Below are 19,358 nucleotides of genomic sequence, written 5' to 3'. Positions count from 1 at the left end.
CCCAGTTCTCGGGGTCCGCGCGCGGGTAGGGCTTCTAGGACAGCCCGGAAAGGGCGGGCCCCATGCGCACGGAACTGATCGACACGCTGCTCGACCTGATGGCACCCGAAGCCGGCGACTTCGACGCGCACCAGTACGCGCGGCGGCTGGCGGAGCACGCCGTCGCGCGCGTCCCGGCGCGGGACGCCGGGGTGTTGCTCGCCGACACCGCGGGGCCGGTCATCGCCGGCACGGGATCGGCGGCCGCGCTCGTGAAGTTCCAGTTCGATCACGACGAAGGTCCCGTACCCGGCTACCTCCATAGTGGATCATCGACGGGCGATTCGTGGCCGCGGTTTTCCGCTGCCTGCGCGGAAGCCGGTTACTCGTCGGTACACGCGGTGCCCATCGGCGCGTCCGGCGTGCTGTGCCTGTTCGATCCCGTGGGCAATTTCGCCGACACCGGAACGCGCCTCGCCTCCGTGGCGGCGCTTCGCCTGGCGCACCAACGGGATCTGCACCAGCTCGACGTGCGGCTGCGGCACCTGCAGGCCGCACTGGACAGCCGCATTGTCATCGAGCAGGCGAAGGGCATGCTCGCCGAACGGCACAAGATCGGTGTGGACACGGCGTTCGAGGGGCTACGGCGCTACGCGCGGGACCACAATCAGCGTGTCGCGGATCTCGCACGCGCCGTCGTCGAGGGCCGCGACCCGGTGCGCGCGAAGGACTTCTGAGAAACAAGGGGTCGTGTTCGCGCGATTTGCCGGTTAGCATCGGGTTCCGCCGTCGCCAGAGGCAGGCAGACGGCGGACCATCCGCTCCGGACCCCGGCGGTGCGCGCTGTTGGATTTCGTTCAAGCGAGGGGAGAACCGGATGACGACCACGTCCCACGACCACCATCGGCAGGCAGACGCCTTCCCGGTCGGGCGGAGGCTCATGTACCTCGACCGCGACGACGACGGACCCGAGGTGACCGTGCGCGTGGGTGTCGTGTCCGGTGACTGCCGGACCGACGCGACAAAGGGGCTGCTGGTGCCCGTGACCGATCAGGACGGCGGACAACGCCTGGTCACGGCCGCGGACGTGCTCGGGAGCGGCTCGAGATCGGGCAACACGCACGAGACCGACCGCCCGGCGAGATGGCGCCACCACCTGTCCCCCACTGGACGGCACCACCGGCGGGACGCTCCCGCCGAGTGAGCGCCTGGAGGCCCGGAACGGCCGAAAACCCTGGAGCCGGTCGTTCCGGGCCTCCGTTTTCCTCACCCGCACGGGTGTTTTCCGGCGCGGCGATTTCCGGCGGTCCGAGCCGACGAGGGGGTGGCTCGGGCGCACGGCCGGTCGCGTGACCGGGTGGCGGTGACGAGTGCAGAACTCGCGCGCGGGAACGTGGGACTCGCGGGTCAGGGGTGGAGGTGGGTGGCCGTCGCGGTCCAGCCTTCCCGTGCGCTCGGGTAGCGGGGCCGCCAGTCGCTCGCCTCGCGCAGCCGGGCGTTGCTCACGCGTAGCGAGCGGGTCAGCGAGGTCATTCGCGAGCCGAACAGCAGCGCCACGCTGCCCGGGCCGCGCACCCAGGTCCGGGCCCCGGCGGCGTGCGCCATCGCCCGCGTGAACTCGCGCTTCGTGAGCGGCTCGTCGTCCACCACGTTGTACGTCCCGGCTGGCACGGCCAGCGCGGCGACCACCGCGGTCGCCGCGTCGGCCAGGTGGATCGTGGACAGGTAACCGCCCGGCGGGCCGAGCATCAGGCCCACGTGCCGTCGCGCGGCGGCCAGCATCTGCTCCGCGTGGGCCGCGCCCGGACCGTAGAACCAGCCGAACCGCAGCACCACTCCGACGCCACCGGCCTCGGTGAAGCGCCGCGCGTTGGCCTCGGCCGCGTGATTGCCCCGGGCCATCGGGTAGTGGTCGGCCGGCCAGTCCTCGTCGACCCATTCGGCGCCGCGGTCGCGGTAGAGCATGCTGACCGACTCCTGCACGAACCGCCCGACACGGGCGTCGATCGCGGCATCGACCAGGGTCGCCGAACCCTGCGTGCGGATCCGGGTGTTGTCCCGGTGCGCGGCCCGCGACAGGAACTTCGCCATCGACGGGAGTGCCGTGGCCAGGTTCACCACGGCGTCGTGCCCGGACATCGCCTCCGCCAGCGCGGCGCGGTCGAACAGGTCCACCCGCACCGGCTTCGCCCCCTGCCGTTCGAGAACGGCGTCCTTCGCGACGCTGCGGGACAGGGCCGTGACCACGTGATCTGCTTCGATCAGCGCGGGAACGGCGTGCCCGCCGATCGCGCCGGTTCCCCCGGTGACGAAGACCTTCATGAGGACACCATGACGCGTCCGAGGGTCCTCGCGAAACCCCGCGCAAACGCTTGCCTCCGGACGGGTCTCGCCAACCGGGCCGCCTGCCCCGATCATGGTGGTGATCGTCGAGCGAAGGAGTGTCTGTGGTCGAGCGCGTCGTGGTGGTCGGGGCCGGGCTGGGCGGGGTGCGCACCGCGGAGCAGCTGCGCAACCAGGGTTACCGGGGCCGGATCAGCCTCGTCGGGGCCGAGCCGCACGCGCCCTACGACCGGCCGCCGCTGTCGAAGCAGATCCTGACCGGCGCCTGGACACCCGAGCGCATCGTGCTCAAGGACGCCGACGCGCTGACCGGGCTCGACGTGGACACCTACCTCGGCGTGCCGGCCGCGGGACTGCGGACCGGGGCCGTCGAACTCGCCGACGGGACCACGCTGCCCGCGGACGCGGTCGTCATCGCCACCGGCGCGGACGCGCGCAGGCTGCCGGGCCAGCCCGAGGCCGTGCACACGCTGCGCACCCTGGACGACGCGCTCGCGCTGCGGTCGGCGCTCGGCAAGGCGTCTTCGCTGCTCGTCGTCGGTGCCGGGTTCATCGGCGCCGAGGTCGCCAGCGCGGCCCGCGACCAGGGGCTGGACGTCACGGTGCTGGAGGCCGGGCCGGTGCCGTGCGAGCGGGCGCTGGGTCCCGAAGTCGGGGTGCTGTGCGCGCGGCTGCTCCGCGAGGCAGGGGCCGACCTGCGGCTCGGCACGAAGATGACCGGTTTCGTGGACGCTCACACGGTCCGGCTCGCCGACGGGAGCGAAGTGTCGGCGGACGTGGTGCTGGTCGGCATCGGCGCCGCGCCCCGGCTCGACTGGCTGAGCACGAACCCCGACCTGGACGTGAGCAACGGACTGGCCTGCGACACCACCGGCCGCGTGCTGGGCACGACCGGCGTGTGGGCGGTCGGGGACGTCGCGGCGTGGGAGGACCCCGGCCACGGCGGCCGCTTCCGGTACGAACACTGGACCAGCGTGACCGACCAGGCGACCGTGGTGGCACGCGACATCCTCGGCGGCGAGCAGACCGCCCCCGCCGTGCCGTACTTCTGGTCCGACCAGTTCGGGTTGAAGATCCAGATGGCGGGGCGCCCGCAACTGGCGGGCACCGTGCAGCCGCTGCAGGGCGAGGGCCTGTCCGGCGGGCCGGTGAAGGGCACCGTCGTGGGGTACTTCGCCGGGGACCGGTTCGTCGCGGTCGCCGGGTTCGGGGCGGCCAAGCACGTGGCGAAGTACCGGATGCTGCTGGTGAAGGGCGCGGAGAAGTCCGAGGTGCTCGCGGCGTGAAAGACCGGGCGGCCCGGCAGGAACCGGGCCGCCCGGCGTCATCGGCACCTCAGCAGTTGGACGGCGCTTCCTCGCCCGCGAACCGGTCCACGATCCACTGGTGGGCGTCCCCGTTGCCCGCGAAGATCCCGCTCAGGTGGTCGGACACGTAGGTCTGCCACTGCTCGGTCACCCCCGCCGCGCAGTACTGCTTGTGCAGCGCGTCCGCCTGGGGCGTGTTGACGATCTCGTCGGTGGCCGCGTGGTACTGGAACACCGGCACCCGCGGCGGTGCCGAGCCCAGCTTGTTCTCCGCCAGGCGCGCCTGCCACTGCGGGGTGTCCAGCGGGTTGGACGTGGTGTAGTCGCTGATCTTCTTGAACGGGTAGTTGGCCAGCAGTTCCACCACGCACGCGTTCGCCTTGGCGTCCGCCAGTTCGGTGCGGCCGGTGTCGTTCAGGTAGGAGTCCAGGTCCAGCTCCGGGTAGGCCGCGTCCAGGCCGACCGCGGCGAAGGCCAGGAAGCCGAACCCGAGGTAGCCGTCGAGGCCCTTGGCGACCTCGGTCAGGTCCGCGGGCACACCGCCTGCCGCCACGCCGACCAGGTTCATCTCCGGTGCGTACGACGGCTGCTTCTCGGCGGCCCACAGCGCGCCGCCGCCGCCCTGGGAGTAGCCCTGGAAGATCACCTTCGAGTCCTCGGACAGGCCCGCCTGTGCGAGGCGCTGGGCGGCCCGCACCGAGTCGATCACGGCCGGGCCCATCGACTGGCCGGTGATGTACGTCGGCACCGTGTTCGGGGAGTAACCCTCGTAGTCGGTCACCGCCACGGCGTACCCGCTGCTCAGCGAGTCGTTGATGGCCGGCTGGTCGTAGAGCGTCCCCCGCGAGATGGCCTTCGACGGGGTGCATTTGAAGGCCGGGCCCTGCGTCCCGACGGCGAACCCGACGATCGGCGCCGTCGACGGGTCCACGCCCTTGGGCACCATGATCGTGCCGGTGACGGCGTTGCGCTCCCCCAGCGCGTTCGTCGACAGGTACATCACCTCCCACGCGTCCGCGTTCGCCGCGTTCATCATCGGCACCGACGGGCGCCAGCGGATCACGTCACCCGGCTGGCCCGCGGGCAGCGGTGACGGCGGGCTGTAGAACGAGTCGTCGAGCGGGCCGGGGATCACCGGGCCGGCCGCCACCGCGGCCGGCGCCGTCATGGTCGCCACCGCGCCGCCCGCCGCGAGCGCCACCCCCACCAGCGCGGCCAGCAGCCGCCGCCGGAAACTGCGGTTCTTCATCACAAAATACCTCCGGAGATTCCCGTTACAAACCGAGCGCGGGAGCGAGCACCGGCCATGAGTCGTGCAGTGCCCGTTCCCAGTAGGGCCAGCTGTGCGTGCCCGCGCCGTAGTAGTCCACAGTGGCCGGAACGCCCATCAGCTTCAGCTTGTCTGTGAAGCTCCTGGACGTGAGCAGCGCCGCCGGTTCCAGCGGATCGGACTGCCCCGGCGGGTCGAGCGGGCCGGTCCGGCCGTCACCGCAGGAGATGTAGAGCTCGACCCCGCGAAGGTCGTCGATGTGGTTGTACGGGTTGCGCGACCACCAGATCGGGAAGCTCGCCTTCTCGTCGCCCCACAGGTCGAAGAAGTTGTAGTGCCCCGCCCGCACCAGGATTCCCTGGATCACCTCGGGCGTGCCGGGGAACAACGTGTTCGGGATACCGCTGTACGAGGCCGCCGCACCGAACATTCCCTTGTGCAGGAAGGAATACGCGAGCGCGCCGTAACCGCCGATCGACACACCCGCGATCGCCCGTTTCGTGCCGCCGCGGTAGCCGCGCTCGACGATCTGCCGGACCTCCTCGGTGTGGAACCGGTCCCAGTCGGGCGTGCTCTTCAACCCGAAGTTCCACCACTTCGTGTACATGCCGGCCGGACCGTCCGTGGGCATCACGACGATCGCGTCCTTGTCCGCGGTGAACGCCTTGACGTCGGTGAACTGGTCCCACGACCGGTAGTCCACCGGCTCGCAGCACCCGTGCAGCAACCACAACGTCGGCCACGTCCGCGTCGGTTCGGCGCGCCAGTTCACCGGCACGATCAGCCGGACCATGCCGGTCGTGCCCAGCGCGGGCGAATCGATCTCGAGATCGACCGTGCGGTCGTCGATCCAGGTCTCGGTGACCACTTTCGCTCCATCGTCGGCGCTGACCGTGGCGGCGGACACCGGTGCGGCCAGCGCGGCACCGGCGATCATGGCGACGACGGGCAGCGTCAGCAGCGAGGCCCAGCGGCGTCGTCGGCGCCCGGCCCGAACGGTTCTCATTCGTTCTCCTCGCGGGTTTCAGAGTGGGATGTTGCCGTGTTTCTTCGCCGGGAGCGTCTGCCGTTTCGTGCGCAGCGTCCGCAGTGCACGGGCGACCTGGAGGCGCGTCTGCGACGGCGGGATCACCATGTCCACGTACCCGCGCTCCGCGGCCAGGTACGGGCTCGCGTGGTGCTTGCGGTACTCCTCGGTCAACCGCTGCCGCGCCACCTCACGCTCCTCAGTGGACAGCCGCGCCAGTTCGTGCCGGTGCAGCACGCCGACCGCACCTTCCGCCCCCATCACCGCGATTTCCGCGGTGGGCCAGGCGATGTTCACGTCTGCGCCGAGGTGTTTGGACCCCATCACCGCGTAACCGCCGCCGTACGCCTTACGCGTCACCACGGTCACCTTCGGCACCGTCGCCTCGGAGTAGGCGTAGATCAGCTTCGCGCCACGGCGGATGACGCCCTGCCGTTCCTGATCGGTGCCGGGCAGGTAACCGGGCACGTCGGCGAGCGTCAGGATCGGCAGGCCGAACGCGTCGCAGAACCGCACGAACCGGGCCGCCTTCTCGGACGCGTCGATGTCGATCACCCCGGCCTGGTACCGCGGCTGGTTCGCCACGATCCCCACCGAACGCCCCTCCACCCGGCCGAACGCGCAGATCATGTTGGGCGCGAACGCGCTGTGGATCTCGGTGAACTCGCCGTCGTCGACGATCCGCCTGATCACCTCGGCCATGTCGTAGGCCTGGTTGAGCGAGTCCGGCACGAGGCGGTCCAGTTCGAGGTCGGACGGGGTGATCTCGTGGACGGTGTCGTCGTCGTATTCCGGTGGCGCGTCGAGGTTGTTGAGCGGCAGGTACCCGAGCAGCGTCTGCACCCAGTCGATCGCGTCGCGCTCGTCGGCCGCGCGGTGGTGGGCGTTGCCGGAGATCTCACTGTTCACCGCCGCGCCACCGAGCTGCTGCGCGGTGACCCGCTCACCGGTGACGGCGTGCACGACGTCGGGTCCGGTGACGAACATGTGCGAGGTGTCGTCGACCATCACGGTGAAGTCGGTGATCGCCGGCGAGTACACCGCGCCACCGGCGCACGGACCCATGATCATGGAGATCTGCGGGATCACGCCGGACGCGTGGGCGTTGCGCCGCCCCAGTTCGGCGTAGTAGGCCAGCGACACCACGCCTTCCTGGATACGTGCGCCGCCGGAGTCGTTGATGCCGATCACCGGGCAGCCGAGCGAGAGCGCCAGGTCCATCACCTTGAGGACCTTCTCGCCGAACACCTCGCCCATGCTGCCGCCGAACACGCTGAAATCCTGCGAGAACAGGCAGACCTGCCGTCCGTCCACGGTGGCGTGACCGGTCACGACACCGTCCCCGTAGGGCCGGTTGCCCTCCATGCCGAACTCGGTGCACCGGTGCCGCGCGAACTGGTCCAGCTCCACGAAGGAGCCTTCGTCGACGAGCAGCTCGATGCGCTCACGCGCGGTCAGCTTGCCCTTGGCGTGCTGCCGGTCGATCGCGCGCTTTTCGGCGATGCGCACGGCCTCATCGTGGCGCGCGGCCAGATCGGCGATCCGGTAGGCCGTCGTCGGGGCGAACGGGATGTCCACCGCGTCCTCACCTCTTCCCTGTGATCCGGTCGGCGAGCGCGTCCGCGATCACGGTCACGTGCGGCGGGTCGATCATCGAGACGTGGTCGCCGGGGACCCGGACGATCTCCAGGCCGGGGCAGAACTCGTCCCAGCCCAGCGCCTCGTCGTCGCGCAGGTAGCGCGGGTCGAGCGTGGTCGTCAGCGGGTGCGGCTGCTGGGCGCGGAACAACACCACCCGGCCGTCCCACGGCTGCGGGGTGTACCGCTCGGCGACGCGCGCGTCCACATAGGACGTGTACTGGTGGTGCAGCACACCCTGCCCGAGACCCGGCACCTTCTCTTCGAGCTGACGCATGACGAGCCCGATCTGCTCGCCCTCGCCGAGCCGCGCCAGCTCGTCGCGCGGGATGTCCAGCGCGACACCGTAGGTCTGCTCGATGTGCGTGGCGAACCGGTCGAACCGGTCCAGCAGCAGGTCCTCGGCCGGCGCGTCGCTGGGCAGCGGCAGGATCGTGTCGATCAGGAACACCAGCTCGACCGGCTCGTCGAGCTGCTTCGCGCATTCGTAGGCGAGGCATCCGCCGAACGACCACCCGCCGAGCCGGTACGGCCCGTGCGGCTGGATCTCGCGGATCATCTCCAGGTAGCGAGTGGCCTTGGCCTCGACGGTGTCCAGGTCGTCGAGGCGTTCGAACCCGTACACCGGCCAGTCACCGGGCAGGTCGTGGACCAGTCGCGTGTAGACACTTGCCGGGCCGCCCGCGGGGTGGAACAGGAACATCGGCGTACCGGTTCCCTTCCGCAGGCACCGCATCGGGCCGTCGCCTTCGATCGCGCCCCGCAGCAGGTCGGCCATCGCGGCGATCGTGGGCCGCTCGAACAGGTTCTCCGGCACCGTCTCCAGTTCGGCCGCCATCGCCTGCCGCAGCCGGTTCCGGTCGCCAGGGAACTCGTCGTGCACGCCGAGCACGCGGCCGAGCACGTCCTGCCAGTGCCGGGCGACCCAGCGTTCGGCGGGATCCCGTGGCCCGATGACGACCTCGGTCACGGTGGCGGGGCCGCTCTCGAATCCGGCCTGTTCCGCGAGGTGCGCGGCCAGCTCGGCGAGGCTCGCGCCCCGCAGCAGCATCGGCACCGGCAGCGGCAGGCCGAAGTCCCGCTCGACCGCACCGCGAGCGCGCATCGCGAGCAGCGAGTCCAGCCCGAGCTGCGTGAGCGGTACGTGCCGGTCGACCTGCTCGGGTGCGAAACCCATCAGCCCGGCGACCAGTGCGGTCAGGTGGTCGGCGATGGCGGCGTGCGCGGTCGACGGTTCCAGCGCATCCAGGCCGGACCAGGCGGAGGCCGCCGCGCGGCGGGGCACGAGCAGGTCGAAGAACGGCCGCTCGACGAGCCTCGGGAACAGGTCGAGCACTGCCTCCGCGTCGAGTCGCGCGATGCCGGTGGCCACACGGTAGCGGGTCAGCACCGCCTCCAGCGCTTCCATCGCCTCAGCGGTGCCGAGCGGTTCGAGCACCGGGTTGGTCGTGCCGACCGCGGCCCCGGCCTCGCCCCACGCGCCCCAGTTGATCGTCGCGGCGGGCAGGCCGTGGGCACGTCGCCACGTGACCAGCGCGTCCGCGTAGGCGTTCGCGGCCGCGTAGGCCGCCTGTCCCGGCGAGCCGAACAACGCGGCGGCCGACGAGTAGACCAGCCACCAGTCCAGGTCGTGGTCCAGGGTGGCCTCGTGCAGCCGCCAGGCGCCCTCCGCCTTCGGGCGCCACGCCTTCGCCACCTGCTCGGGGGTCAGCGCGGCCGCGGCACCGTCGGCGAGCGCACCCGCCGCGTGCAGGACTCCACGCAGCGGAACTCCTCCGCTGGTCGCGGCTTCGACAAGCCGTTCCGCGACACCGGGTTCGGCGATGTCACCCGCTACCACGACAGCGCCGGGCACGTCGACCTCCCGCGCGGTGCGTCCGGACAGGACGATCCTGGTCGCGCCACGCTCGGCCAGCCAGTGCGCCGCGACCAGGCCCAGCCCGCCGAGTCCACCGGTGATCACGTACGCGCCCTCACGCACGGCAGGCCGCTCCGGCGACCCGAGGTGCGGCCGGGTCAGCCACCGGGTGTGCCGGACGCCGCGACGCCAGGCGATTTCGTCGTCCGGGCCGTCCGCGCGCAGCTCGTCGAACAGGGCGGGCAACGACTCGGCGTCGACGTCGACCAGGCTCGCGTGCAACTCGGGGTGTTCGAAGGCGAGTACCCGGACCAGCGCCCGCAGACACGCCAGCTCCGGCCGGCCCGCCTCACCGTCCTCGACCGCGGTGGCCGAACCGGTGACCAGCCACAAGCGGGTCGGTGACTCAGCCACTTCGGCCACCACCTGACTCACCTCGTGGACCAGGTCCGGCCCCTCGGTGCGGGCGAACAGCACGACACCATCGGGCCGGGTCGCCAGCGCGGCACGCAGCGTCTGACGGTCGTGCGGCGGAACCACCACAACGCGGTCCTCACCGTGCGGCAGGCCCGGGTCGCCGTCGTGCAGGACGATCCAGGTCCGGTCCTCCTCGACCGCGTCCGGCAGATCGGTGCGCGTCCAGGTCGCTTCGAACAGCTTGGCGGGCAACGGAACCGGCATCGCGGTGCGCTGGAACCGGCGGGCGTGCACGTCACGGAACTCGACCACCACCGTGTCGTCGGCCGCGACGAGCTGCACCGTTCCCCGCAGATCGTCGCCGGACAGCGAGTCCACGACCGCGTCCACTCGCACGCCCGCGAGCGGGTCACCGGCGACGGAGACCGCCCCGATCGCCAGCGGCAGGAACAGCCCGTCCGCCTCCCGCAGGGCCGCTCCGGTCGCGGCGGCCAGCGCGTGCAGGCACGCGTCGGCCAGCGCCGGGTGCAGGACGTGACCAGCGGCCTTCGGCGTGTCGATGGACGCCGACGCCCGCCCGGACACCGCGCTGACCTCACGCAACAGCCGGAACGCGGGCCCGTAGCTCATGCCCATCGCGTCCAGCGCGGCGTACAGGTCGACCGGTTCACCCTCGACGCGGCCCAGCGGCTCCAGCGCTGTCTCGTCCGCTGCCCGGGCGGTCGCGTGGCACACCCAGTCACCAGGTTTGGTGTGCACGCTGATCACGCCGTCGGCCAGCGATGTCGTGACCTCCTGCTCGGGCGGCAGCGGCAGCACCTGCCGAAGCTCGACGTCGGCGAGGTAGCGGCCCGCGGCCGACAGCGCCAGCTCCACGAACCCGGTCGCCGGGAAGATCGGCGTGCCCCAGACCGCGTGGTCGGCCAGCCACGGATGCCGCTCGGTGCCGACCTCGCCACGCCACACGCGCTGCGACGAGCCGGGCACCTCCGCGTGCACACCCAGCAGCGGGTGGTCGCCCACAACCCGCCGCCGGGGCCAGAACCGCTCGTGACGCCACACCTTGCCGGGCAGGTCCGCGACCGGCTGCTTCGGCTCGCGGGCCAGCAGCGCGGACGGATGCCCCAGCACGTGCAGCCGCGCCAGGCTGGTGAGGAACGCGAGCCGCTCGTCGGTCCTGCGGCTGGCGCTGGGCAGCCCGGTTCCCCCGGCCTGTTCGACGGCGGCGAGCGCGACCGGGTGCGGGGAGATCTCGACAAACGTGCCGTAACCGTCTTCGATCGCCGCGGCCAGCGCCTGCGCGAACCGCACCGGACGGCGCAGGTTCGCGGCCCAGTAGTCCACATCGAACAGTGGCTTGTCCCGCGGATCGTCGAGCACGCTGGTGTAGCACGGCACTTCGGGGCCGCCCGCGCGCACGCTCAACCCGGCCCGGAACCGGTCGAGGATCGCGTCGACGGCGGGCGAGTGCCCGGCGCCGCTGACCGGCAGCAGCTTCGCGAACCGTCCTTGCCCATCCACATGCGACACCAGCGCCGCGACCGCGTCGGCCTCGCCGGTCACCGTGCACTGCGTCGACGACGCGTACACCGCGACCGCGACACCGGGGAACTCCTCGATCTCGGCCGCGGACGCCTCGACGACGGCCATCGATCCGGCACCCGCCGCGTCGATCTCGCCGAGCAGCCGCGCGCGGGACGCCATCACGCGCAACCCGTCGGCGAGGTCTAGTGCCCCGGCGACCACGGCCGCCGCGACCTCACCCATCGACTGGCCCAGCACCGCGGCGGGCGTCACGCCGTGCGCGCGCCACAGCCCGGCGAGCGCGACCTGAATGCCGAACAACGTCAGCTGGGTCGCGGCGAGGTCCGGCGGCTCACCGGCCAGCGCCTCCCGCAACGAGAACCCGGCCTCCGCGCGGAACACCGGGTCGAGCCGGTCGACCTCGGCCGCGAACGACGGTTCGGTGTCCAGCAGTGCGCGACCCATGCCCGTCCACTGCGAACCGTAGCCGGAAAACACGAACACGACCCCGTCGAGCCTGCCCTGCCCCGGTTCCAGGCCACGCAGGGCCGCCGCCAGCTCGTCCCGGGTGGACGCCACGACCGCGCCGCGCACCGGCAGGTTCTCCCGGTGGTGCGCGAGCGTCGAGGCCACCGCGGTCAGCGGCACGTCCGACGACTCCACCCAGCGGGCCAACTCTCCGGCCCGGTCCCGCAGGCCGTCGGCGGACCGGTCGGACACGGCGAAGACGTGCGGCCCGCCGGTTTCGGTGAACCGTGGAGTGACGGGCCACTCCTCCAGCACCACGTGCGCGTTCGTGCCGCCGAAGCCGAACGCGGACACGCCCGCGCGCGCGACACCCGAGTACCGCGGCCAGCCGGACGACTCGGTGACCACCCGCAGCCCGTCGAAGTCGATGTGCGGGTTGGGCTCCCGGTAGTTCAGGCTCGGCGGCAACCGCCGCCGCGACAACGCGAGCACGACCTTGATCAGGCCGGCGATTCCCGCCGCGCCCTCCAGGTGGCCCAGGTTGCTCTTGACCGAGCCGAGCAGCAGCGGACGGTTCGCGTCCCGGCCCAGCGCCCGCCGCAGGGCCGATGCCTCGATCGGATCGCCGAGCAACGTCCCGGTGCCGTGCGCCTCGACGTAGTCCACGACGGACGGGTCGAGACCCGCGGCGGCGTAGGCGTCGCGCAGCAGCATTGCCTGCGCTTCCGGGTTCGGCGCGGTGATGCCGTTGGACCGGCCGTCGGAGTTGACCGCGCTGCCCCGGACCACCGCCAGCACCCGGTCACCGTTCCGGCGGGCCGCGCGCAGCGGCTTCAACACGACCACACCGCAGCCCTCGCCACGCGCGATGCCGTCGGCACCGGCGTCGAACGGCTTGCACCGGCCGTCCGCGGCGAGCACCCCGGCCTCGGCGAAGTTCGCCGTGATCCCCGGCGAGAGCAGCAGGTTCACGCCACCGACCAGCGCGGTGCCGATCTCGCCGCGCTGCAGGCTCTGCACGGCCTGATGCAGCGCGACCAGCGACGACGAGCACGCGGTGTCGATCGTCAGGCTCGGACCGCGCAGGTCGAGCAGGTAGGACAGCCGGTTCGCCGCGATGCTGGCCGCCGCGCCGGTGCCGGACCACGCGTCGATGGCCGTGACGTCGGTCATCGTCAGGTAGCCGTACTCGCTGGCGGACAACCCGACGAACACACCGGTCCGCGTGCCACGCAGCGACGACGGCGCGATGCCCGCGTGCTCCAGCGCCTCCCACGCGACCTCCAGCAACATCCGCTGCTGCGGGTCCATCGCCTCGGCTTCACGCGGTGTGATGCCGAAGAAGGCGGCGTCGAAGCCGATGGCGTCGTCGAGGAACCCGCCCCGGCGCGGCAGCCCGGCCATCGCACCGGCGGGCGCGAACGACTCCCAGCGGCCTTCCGGGACCTCGCTGATGCCGTCGACGCCGGTTTCGAGGAATCGCCAGAACTCCTCCGGCGACGAGGCACCGCCGGGCATCCGGCAGCCGATCCCGACGACGGCGATCGGTTCACCGGGCTCCGGCGTCCACTGCGCTCCGCCGCCGGTGTCCACCTCGGACAACGCCGCGACCAGCTCGTTGATCGTCGGGTGCTCCCACACCAGCGTCGCGGGCAGCGAACGACCGAGCAGCTGCCCCAGATCGCCGGTCAGGGTCATCGCGTCCCGTGAGGACAGTCCGGTCTCCTGCAGCGGCTTGCCGGGGTCCACTTCGGAGGCGGGTACGCCGAGCGTCGTGGCCACCCGGTCCACGAGCCAGGCACGGAGGCCGGTCATGCGAGCCGCCGCGCGTCGAGCGATCCGTCGAGGTAACGCCGCCTGCACAGCGCGCGGCTGATCTTGCCGCTCGACGTGCGGGGCACCTCACCGGGTTCGGTGAACACGACCTCACGCAACCGCAGTCCGTGCACCGCGGACACCTCGGCCCGAAGCCACGCCGCGACCTCGTCGAAGTCGGCCTCGGCCTGCCGCGCCCGTTCCAGCACGACCACCGCGACCTCACCGTCCTCGCCCGGCACCGAGAAGGCGGCCGCCGAGTGGGGCCGGACGACGGGGTGCGCTTCGACGGTCTGCTCGACGTCCTGCGGGTAGTGGTTGCGGCCGTCGACGATGATCAGGTCCTTCAGCCGTCCGGTCATGAACAGTTCGCCCTCGAAGACGACCCCGAGGTCACCGGTGGCGAGCCAGTCACCGCCCGCGCCGGGCAGGCTCCGGCCGAAGACCGAGTCCGGGCGGTTCCAGTAGCCCTGCCCGACGTTCGGCCCGTGCACCCAGATCTCCCCGACCGTGCCGTCCGGCACCACCGCACCGCCGGGATCGACGATGCGGATCTCCTGGTCGACCGCCCGGCCGCAGGACACCAGGGTCGTCGTCGCACCACCGGCGGCGGGGACGGCGGTGCCCGCGGCGAGCCGGTCCCGGTCGAACGTGACCTGCCGCGACGGCTGCCCGGCGTCGGTGACCGACACCAGCACGGTCGCCTCGGCCAGCCCGTAGGACGCGCGGTGCACCTCCGGCTGCAACCCGCACTCGGCGAAGGACTCCTGGAACTTCGCGACCGTGGACGGCAGAACGGGCTCGCTGCCGTTGATGAGCGACACCACGCGGCTCAGCTCCAGGTAGCTCTTCTCGCGCTCGGAAACCCGCGAAGCGCTGTAGGCGTAGGCGAAGTTGGGGGCCGCGCTGATCGCGCCCGGGCTCGCGGACAACGCGCGCAGCCAGCGCCCGGGACGCTCCAGGAACGCCAGCGGATCCATCAGCACCGAGGTCAGGCCGCCGACGACCGGCGCGCCGATGCCGAGGATCAGGCCCATGTCGTGGAACAGCGGCAGCCAGCTCACCGCCGAGGTGGTGCCGCGCTCCCCGCCGTACGCCCGCAGCGCCTGCCGAGCGTTGGTGACGACGTTGTGGTGCGTCAGCATGACGCCGGCCGGGGCGCGCGTGGAACCCGAGGTGTACTGCAGGTAGGCCAGGTCGTCGGGTTCCGGGTCCGGCCACTCGTGTTCTCCCGGCTCCGCCGGGATCGTGTCCACCACCAGGATCTTCGGGCCCGACACCAGGCCCTTCACGTCGTCGCGCTCGTCGTCGGTGGTCAGCACCAGCGCCGGTTCGCAGTCGTCGAGCACCGCGGTGAGCCGGTCGCCGTGGCCGGGCAGCGAGGGGGCGAACAGCGGCACGGCCACCAGTCCGGCGCGGATCGCGCCGAGGAAGGCCACGACGTAGTCCACGGACTGGGCGACCAGGACGGCGGCCCGGTCGCCCGGCGCCGCGAGTTCGCGGGCGTGCAACGCGACCGCGGTCACCCGCTCGTCGAGTTCACGCCAGGTCAGGGAGATCGCGTGCCCGTCGGCACTGGTGCGGTGGTCCAGGAACGTCACGGCGGTCTCGTCGGCCTGCGCCTGGGCCCAGTATCCGAGCATGGTCGCGAACGAAGAATTCTCTTTCATGAGTCCCTCGGGAAGATTCCGTGCCCGAAAATCCGTGCGCCGGAGGTTATTTTCGGACTGTTACAGGTGTCAATCGGGCGTGGCCGGCTTACTCACCGCGGGACGAGGATCCAGCGGACCCCGTTGTCACGACGGGAAGAACTTTTTCCACATGGGCTCGGAAAACCCACAGCGCGAGCACCGCACCGGCGATTTCCAGAGCGGCTGCCACGAGTAGCCCGGCCGTGTACCCCGTGGCGAGCGCCGGTCCCCCGAGCGCTCCTTCCCCGAGCCGTGCGCCGCGCACGGCCGTCAGCACCGCGCCGATCAGCGCGACTCCCATGGCGCTGGACAGTTCCCTGGACGCGGTCAGCAGGCCCGACGCCGTGCCCGCGTGGCGCTCCTCGACGATCTCCAGCGAGTACGACGTCAGCGGCGTGGTCAGCGCCGAGCCGGCGCCGATCAGCAGCAGCCCCGGGATCCGCGGCGGCACCTCGGGGATGTGGTTGATCGCGGCCACCGCGAGCAATCCCAGCGCCACCGTCAGCAACCCGACGCAGACCGTCCGATGTGGACCGAGACGTGCCATCAGCCACGGCACGGCAGGCGTGACCGCCACGATCGCCACGGCGACCAGGACGAGCGGCAACCCCGCGCCCACCGGGCTCAGGCCCAGCGAATCCTGGTGCAGCAACGGTGTGAAGAAGAAGATCCCGGACACCCCGAGTCCCCACAGCAATTGCACGGCCAGCGCGCCGGTGAAAACCCGTTCCCGCGTCAGGTCCGGTGGCACGAGCGGATCGCGGGCGCGGCGTTCCCGGATGGCGAACCAGGCGATCAGGGCGAGACCGCCGAGCAGTGGCGCGGTCTCGGTGAGCCGCGCGTCGTCACCGAGCCCGACCAGCGCGGCGGCCACCAGCACCAGCCCGGCCGTCACCAGGACCATCGCGGCCACGGCGGGCCGTCGCGCCTCGCGAGCCCGGCCGGTCCCCGCGGTCGCGGGCAGCAGCACCAGCATGACCAGCACGAACGGCAGGTTGCTGAAGAAGATCCAGCTCCAGCCCAGGTACTCGGACAGCAGCCCGCCCATCGTCGGGCCGAGCGCCAGCGCGACCGCGAGACACGCCGTCCACAGCGTCGCCCCGATGGCGCGCTGCCTGCTGTCGAGATTGGTGCGCAGCAGGCTGAGCAGGGCGGGCACCAGGAACGCCGCGGCCAGGCCCTGCACGACCCGCGCGGCGATCAGCACCGTGGCGCTGGTCGCGAAGCCACCAGCCGCGGCACCCAGCCCGAACGCGATCAGCCCGCCCGCCAGCGTGGCCCGCTGCCCCCACCGGTCCACCAGCGTGCCCGCGACCAGCAGCAGACCCGCGAACGGCAGCATGTAGCCGATGCTGACCCACTGCAGCGTCGCCAGGTCCAGCGACAGCGCGTGCCCGATCGAGGGGACACCGGCGGCGATGATCGTGTTGTCCAGCGTCGTGATGAACGCGCCGAGTGCGACGATCAGCAGCGTGCGGCCCGGGTTCACGGCCGCTCACCTCGCCGCGTCTTCGTCGTGGAAGTCCTCTTCCAGCTGCTCCGGGCTGTAGTCCAGGTCGATCTGGGCCACCGGCGTGCCACGGGCCGACTCGATCGCCTTCAGCCGCCGCATCGCGTGGTCGGCGGCGTACTCCATCACGCCGTCCAGCCGCAGGTCGAACGGGTCACCGTCGAGCTTCTTGGTGGTCCACTCGATCTGCGCGATGGCATGCGGCAGCAGGGCCTGCATCTCGTCCTGCACGACCTGCCAGTTGCGGTCGTCGGCCGCGACATGCCGACGGCAGGTGAAGGTGCCCCACGCCATGTGCCGCCGCTCGTCGTCGCCGATGCGGCGGATCAGCTCCTGCATCCCGGGCAGGATCCCGTGCGCGCGGCACGCCCGGTTCCACACGAAGTAGCCGGTCAGCGCGAGCACGCCCTCGACGACGTGGTTGTAGACCACCGACGCGCGGATCTGGTTGGCCGGGCTCGGATCGTGCTTGAGCCGCTCCAGCGCGGTGGGCAGCGCGTCGTAGAAGATGGCCCGGTAGCCCGGGTTGTCCTCGACGTGCTCGTGCAGATTGCCGGTGACCCCGACCGCGTCCAGCCACAACCGGAAGACCTGCGTGTGCTTGGCTTCCTCGAAGCAGAACTGGGTCAGGTACATCTCGTCGCCGAAGCGGCCCTCGGCCGCCATCGCCGACAGGAACGGCTGGATGTCGTGTGTGACGGCTTCCTCGCCACCGGCGAACTGCGCGCACAGCATGGTCGCGGCGAAGCGCTGGGCGTCGGACAGGGCGGCCCAGTCCTTCGCGTCCTGGCCGAAGTCGAGGTCGGCCGGGTTCCAGAACTTCGCGTTGCCCTTGGCGAACAGCCGCAACGGCAGGACGTCCCAGTTGAGGCCACCGGCGCGCAGCGCGGTGAAGTCCTCTCGGATGGTCGTGGTCACTCAAGCCCTCCCGGTGTGCACTGCTACGTCGAGCCAGGCCGGATCGGCCGTGGTGGAGGCGAAACCGAGCCGCCCGTCGCCGGAGTTCCAGTCCAGGAACAGCGGATCCTTCGAGTCGACGACGAGCGCGAGGTGGTGCCCGGCCGCGACGGTGTAGGCGGTCGGCGCGAAGTGGAAGTCGGCCGCCAGCGGTTGTCCCGGTGTCGCGTTCTTCCAGCTGTAGGGCAGGTAGTTGATCAGGCTGCCGACGCCGAACGGGTCGACGTCGTAGACGTAGGCCACGGCGGTGCCGGTCGCCCCTGGCGGGACGACGGTCAGGTGCGCGTGCATCGAACCGCGGATCTCCACCGGCGCTTCCCCCGGCTCCTGGTGCCAGACCCCCGCGCTGCCACGGTCGACCTGCGGCAGGAAGATGTTCGGCGGGTTCCCGGTCAGCGCCTCCAGGCTGTAGGTGGCGAGCGGGATCCCGCCGTTCGCGACGGTGTCGCGGTTCGCGGCGACGGTCCGGCTCCACTCGGCGGGTTGCGGCTGGAGGGTCTTTTCGCCGAGATACGACCGGACCGGTGTGCCGACCACATCGTCCCAAGTGGACTGGTACGTGGGTTGCCGCATACCGGGCCGGGCGCGGGTGACCACGGGCGGCTCGTCCTCGATCGCGGTGTCGGTGCCCGCCACATGCGCGTCGAACCAGCGGTACACCGAGGTCCAGGTGTCACTGGGCAGGCCGAGCAGGCCGCCGGACTCGGTCGCGGCGTGGTCGCCCGGCACGAACTCCGCGCGCTTCGGGCCGGTCAGGCGCCGGTAGAAGTCCACCATCTGGTCCGGCGGGAACACCGTCTCGCTCCACGTCTGGATCGCCAGTACCGCCGGGTGGTTGGCGTTGATCCGGTCCAGGTACGTGACGGGTGAGCGGGGTTCCGCCCAGTCGATGACCGCCTCGGAGTCGGCGTCGGAGATGCGTGGTTCGAGGAACTTCCGCAGCATGGTGTCGGTTTCGGCGCTGAGCGTGCCGTTGGCCTTGCCGGACAGGTACAGCACCAGTCCGGCAAGCCCGTGCCGGGTGTCGTTCGTCGTCAGCGACGCCACCAGGTCCGCCCAGCCGCTGAGCGAGGCGACGGCCTTGATCCGCGCGTCGAACCCGGAGGCGATCATCGCGATGCCCGCACCGTAGGACACGCCGCCGACGCCGATGCGGGACGGGTCGGCATCGGTGTTGCGCAGCGCCCAGTCGATCACCGTGGAGACGTCGGTGATGTCCTCGGTGCCCGCGACCTCGACCTCACCGGTGGATTCGCCGAACCCGCGCGCGCCGTAGGAGATGACGACGTAACCGCGGTCGGCGAGTTCCTTGGCGGGGATGATGTTCTGCGTGCGCCCGCCGCCCCACGCTCCGATGAGGACGGCCAGCGGATGCGGTCCCGGCGAGGACGGCTCCATCACCATCGATCCCAGTGCGACACCGTCGGCGGCGGGGATGTCGAGGAATTCCGTGCCGAACCCGTCGGCGGCAGTGGACAGACCCGGCAGGAAGGTGCCCAGCAACGCGAGAACGACAGCGGTCACGCGGTGTTTCATCGTGCCGACGCTAACGAT

General features: G+C 71.5%; 12 protein-coding genes. 3 read left to right on the top strand and 9 right to left on the bottom strand.

Going from position 1 to position 19,358, the window contains the following annotated elements:
• Positions 1–62: 62 nt before the first annotated feature.
• Both HNR02_RS14185 and HNR02_RS14180 read left to right on the top strand, forming a co-directional pair.
• Entirely contained in the window at positions 63–716 is a 654-nt protein-coding gene (locus HNR02_RS14185; RefSeq protein ID WP_179773648.1) for an ANTAR domain-containing response regulator, read from the top strand.
• Positions 717–856: 140 nt separating this feature from the next.
• A complete protein-coding gene (locus HNR02_RS14180) occupies positions 857–1,183 on the top strand; it encodes a hypothetical protein (protein ID WP_179773647.1) in 327 nt (108 codons plus the stop codon).
• A 203-nt stretch (positions 1,184–1,386) separates the two neighbouring features.
• On the opposite strand, the gene HNR02_RS14175 is transcribed toward HNR02_RS14180, so the two are convergent.
• Positions 1,387–2,301, bottom strand: a complete 915-nt coding sequence (locus HNR02_RS14175) for an NAD-dependent epimerase/dehydratase family protein (RefSeq protein WP_179773646.1) — start codon at positions 2,299–2,301, stop codon at positions 1,387–1,389.
• 125 nt (positions 2,302–2,426) lie between these two features.
• Here HNR02_RS14175 and HNR02_RS14170 point away from each other — a divergent pair, with 125 nt between their 5' ends.
• Positions 2,427–3,608, top strand: a complete 1,182-nt coding sequence (locus HNR02_RS14170) for an NAD(P)/FAD-dependent oxidoreductase (protein ID WP_312861007.1) — start codon at positions 2,427–2,429, stop codon at positions 3,606–3,608.
• A 49-nt stretch (positions 3,609–3,657) separates the two neighbouring features.
• Here the strand turns inward: HNR02_RS14170 and HNR02_RS14165 are convergent, their stop codons facing one another.
• From HNR02_RS14165 to HNR02_RS14130, 8 genes are all read right to left on the bottom strand, one after another.
• A complete protein-coding gene (locus tag HNR02_RS14165) occupies positions 3,658–4,878 on the bottom strand; it encodes a lipase family protein (protein WP_179773644.1) in 1,221 nt (406 codons plus the stop codon).
• A gap of 25 nt (positions 4,879–4,903) precedes the next feature.
• Positions 4,904–5,905, bottom strand: a complete 1,002-nt coding sequence (locus HNR02_RS14160) for an alpha/beta hydrolase (RefSeq protein WP_179773643.1) — start codon at positions 5,903–5,905, stop codon at positions 4,904–4,906.
• Between the two features lie 18 nt (positions 5,906–5,923).
• Positions 5,924–7,504, bottom strand: coding sequence for an acyl-CoA carboxylase subunit beta (locus HNR02_RS14155; protein ID WP_179773642.1), 1,581 nt, complete (start codon positions 7,502–7,504; stop codon positions 5,924–5,926).
• Positions 7,505–7,511: 7 nt separating this feature from the next.
• Positions 7,512–13,646 (bottom strand): type I polyketide synthase, encoded by a 6,135-nt coding sequence (locus tag HNR02_RS14150; RefSeq protein ID WP_179773641.1) that lies wholly within the window; start codon positions 13,644–13,646, stop codon positions 7,512–7,514.
• A complete protein-coding gene (locus tag HNR02_RS14145; RefSeq protein WP_179773640.1) occupies positions 13,643–15,316 on the bottom strand; it encodes a fatty acyl-AMP ligase in 1,674 nt (557 codons plus the stop codon). Before HNR02_RS14145 ends, HNR02_RS14150 begins: the two co-directional genes overlap by 4 nt.
• An 88-nt stretch (positions 15,317–15,404) precedes the next feature.
• Positions 15,405–16,826 carry an MFS transporter gene (locus HNR02_RS14140; RefSeq protein ID WP_179773639.1) on the bottom strand — a complete coding sequence of 474 codons (1,422 nt, stop codon included), beginning with the start codon at positions 16,824–16,826 and terminating at the stop codon, positions 15,405–15,407.
• A 6-nt stretch (positions 16,827–16,832) separates the two neighbouring features.
• Positions 16,833–17,765 carry a R2-like ligand-binding oxidase gene (locus HNR02_RS14135; protein ID WP_179773638.1) on the bottom strand — a complete coding sequence of 311 codons (933 nt, stop codon included), beginning with the start codon at positions 17,763–17,765 and terminating at the stop codon, positions 16,833–16,835.
• A complete protein-coding gene (locus HNR02_RS14130) occupies positions 17,766–19,340 on the bottom strand; it encodes a CocE/NonD family hydrolase (RefSeq protein WP_179773637.1) in 1,575 nt (524 codons plus the stop codon). It lies immediately after the preceding gene.
• Positions 19,341–19,358: the final 18 nt, after the last annotated feature.

Source organism: Amycolatopsis endophytica (assembly GCF_013410405.1).
Taxonomy (GTDB): Bacteria; Actinomycetota; Actinomycetes; order Mycobacteriales; family Pseudonocardiaceae; genus Amycolatopsis_E; species Amycolatopsis_E endophytica.
The sequence above is the reverse complement of the archived record's forward strand: the minus strand, read 5'-3'. Positions and strand labels throughout refer to the sequence as shown.

Coding starts and splice junctions, on each gene's coding strand:
- HNR02_RS14160 (WP_179773643.1), bottom strand. CDS start 5,905: ATGAGAACCGTTCGGGCCGGGCGCCGACGACGCCGCTGGGCCTCGCTG.
- HNR02_RS14145 (WP_179773640.1), bottom strand. CDS start 15,316: ATGAAAGAGAATTCTTCGTTCGCGACCATGCTCGGATACTGGGCCCAG.
- HNR02_RS14175 (WP_179773646.1), bottom strand. CDS start 2,301: ATGAAGGTCTTCGTCACCGGGGGAACCGGCGCGATCGGCGGGCACGCC.
- HNR02_RS14150 (WP_179773641.1), bottom strand. CDS start 13,646: ATGACCGGCCTCCGTGCCTGGCTCGTGGACCGGGTGGCCACGACGCTC.
- HNR02_RS14180 (WP_179773647.1), top strand. CDS start 857: ATGACGACCACGTCCCACGACCACCATCGGCAGGCAGACGCCTTCCCG.
- HNR02_RS14130 (WP_179773637.1), bottom strand. CDS start 19,340: ATGAAACACCGCGTGACCGCTGTCGTTCTCGCGTTGCTGGGCACCTTC.
- HNR02_RS14165 (WP_179773644.1), bottom strand. CDS start 4,878: ATGAAGAACCGCAGTTTCCGGCGGCGGCTGCTGGCCGCGCTGGTGGGG.
- HNR02_RS14185 (WP_179773648.1), top strand. CDS start 63: ATGCGCACGGAACTGATCGACACGCTGCTCGACCTGATGGCACCCGAA.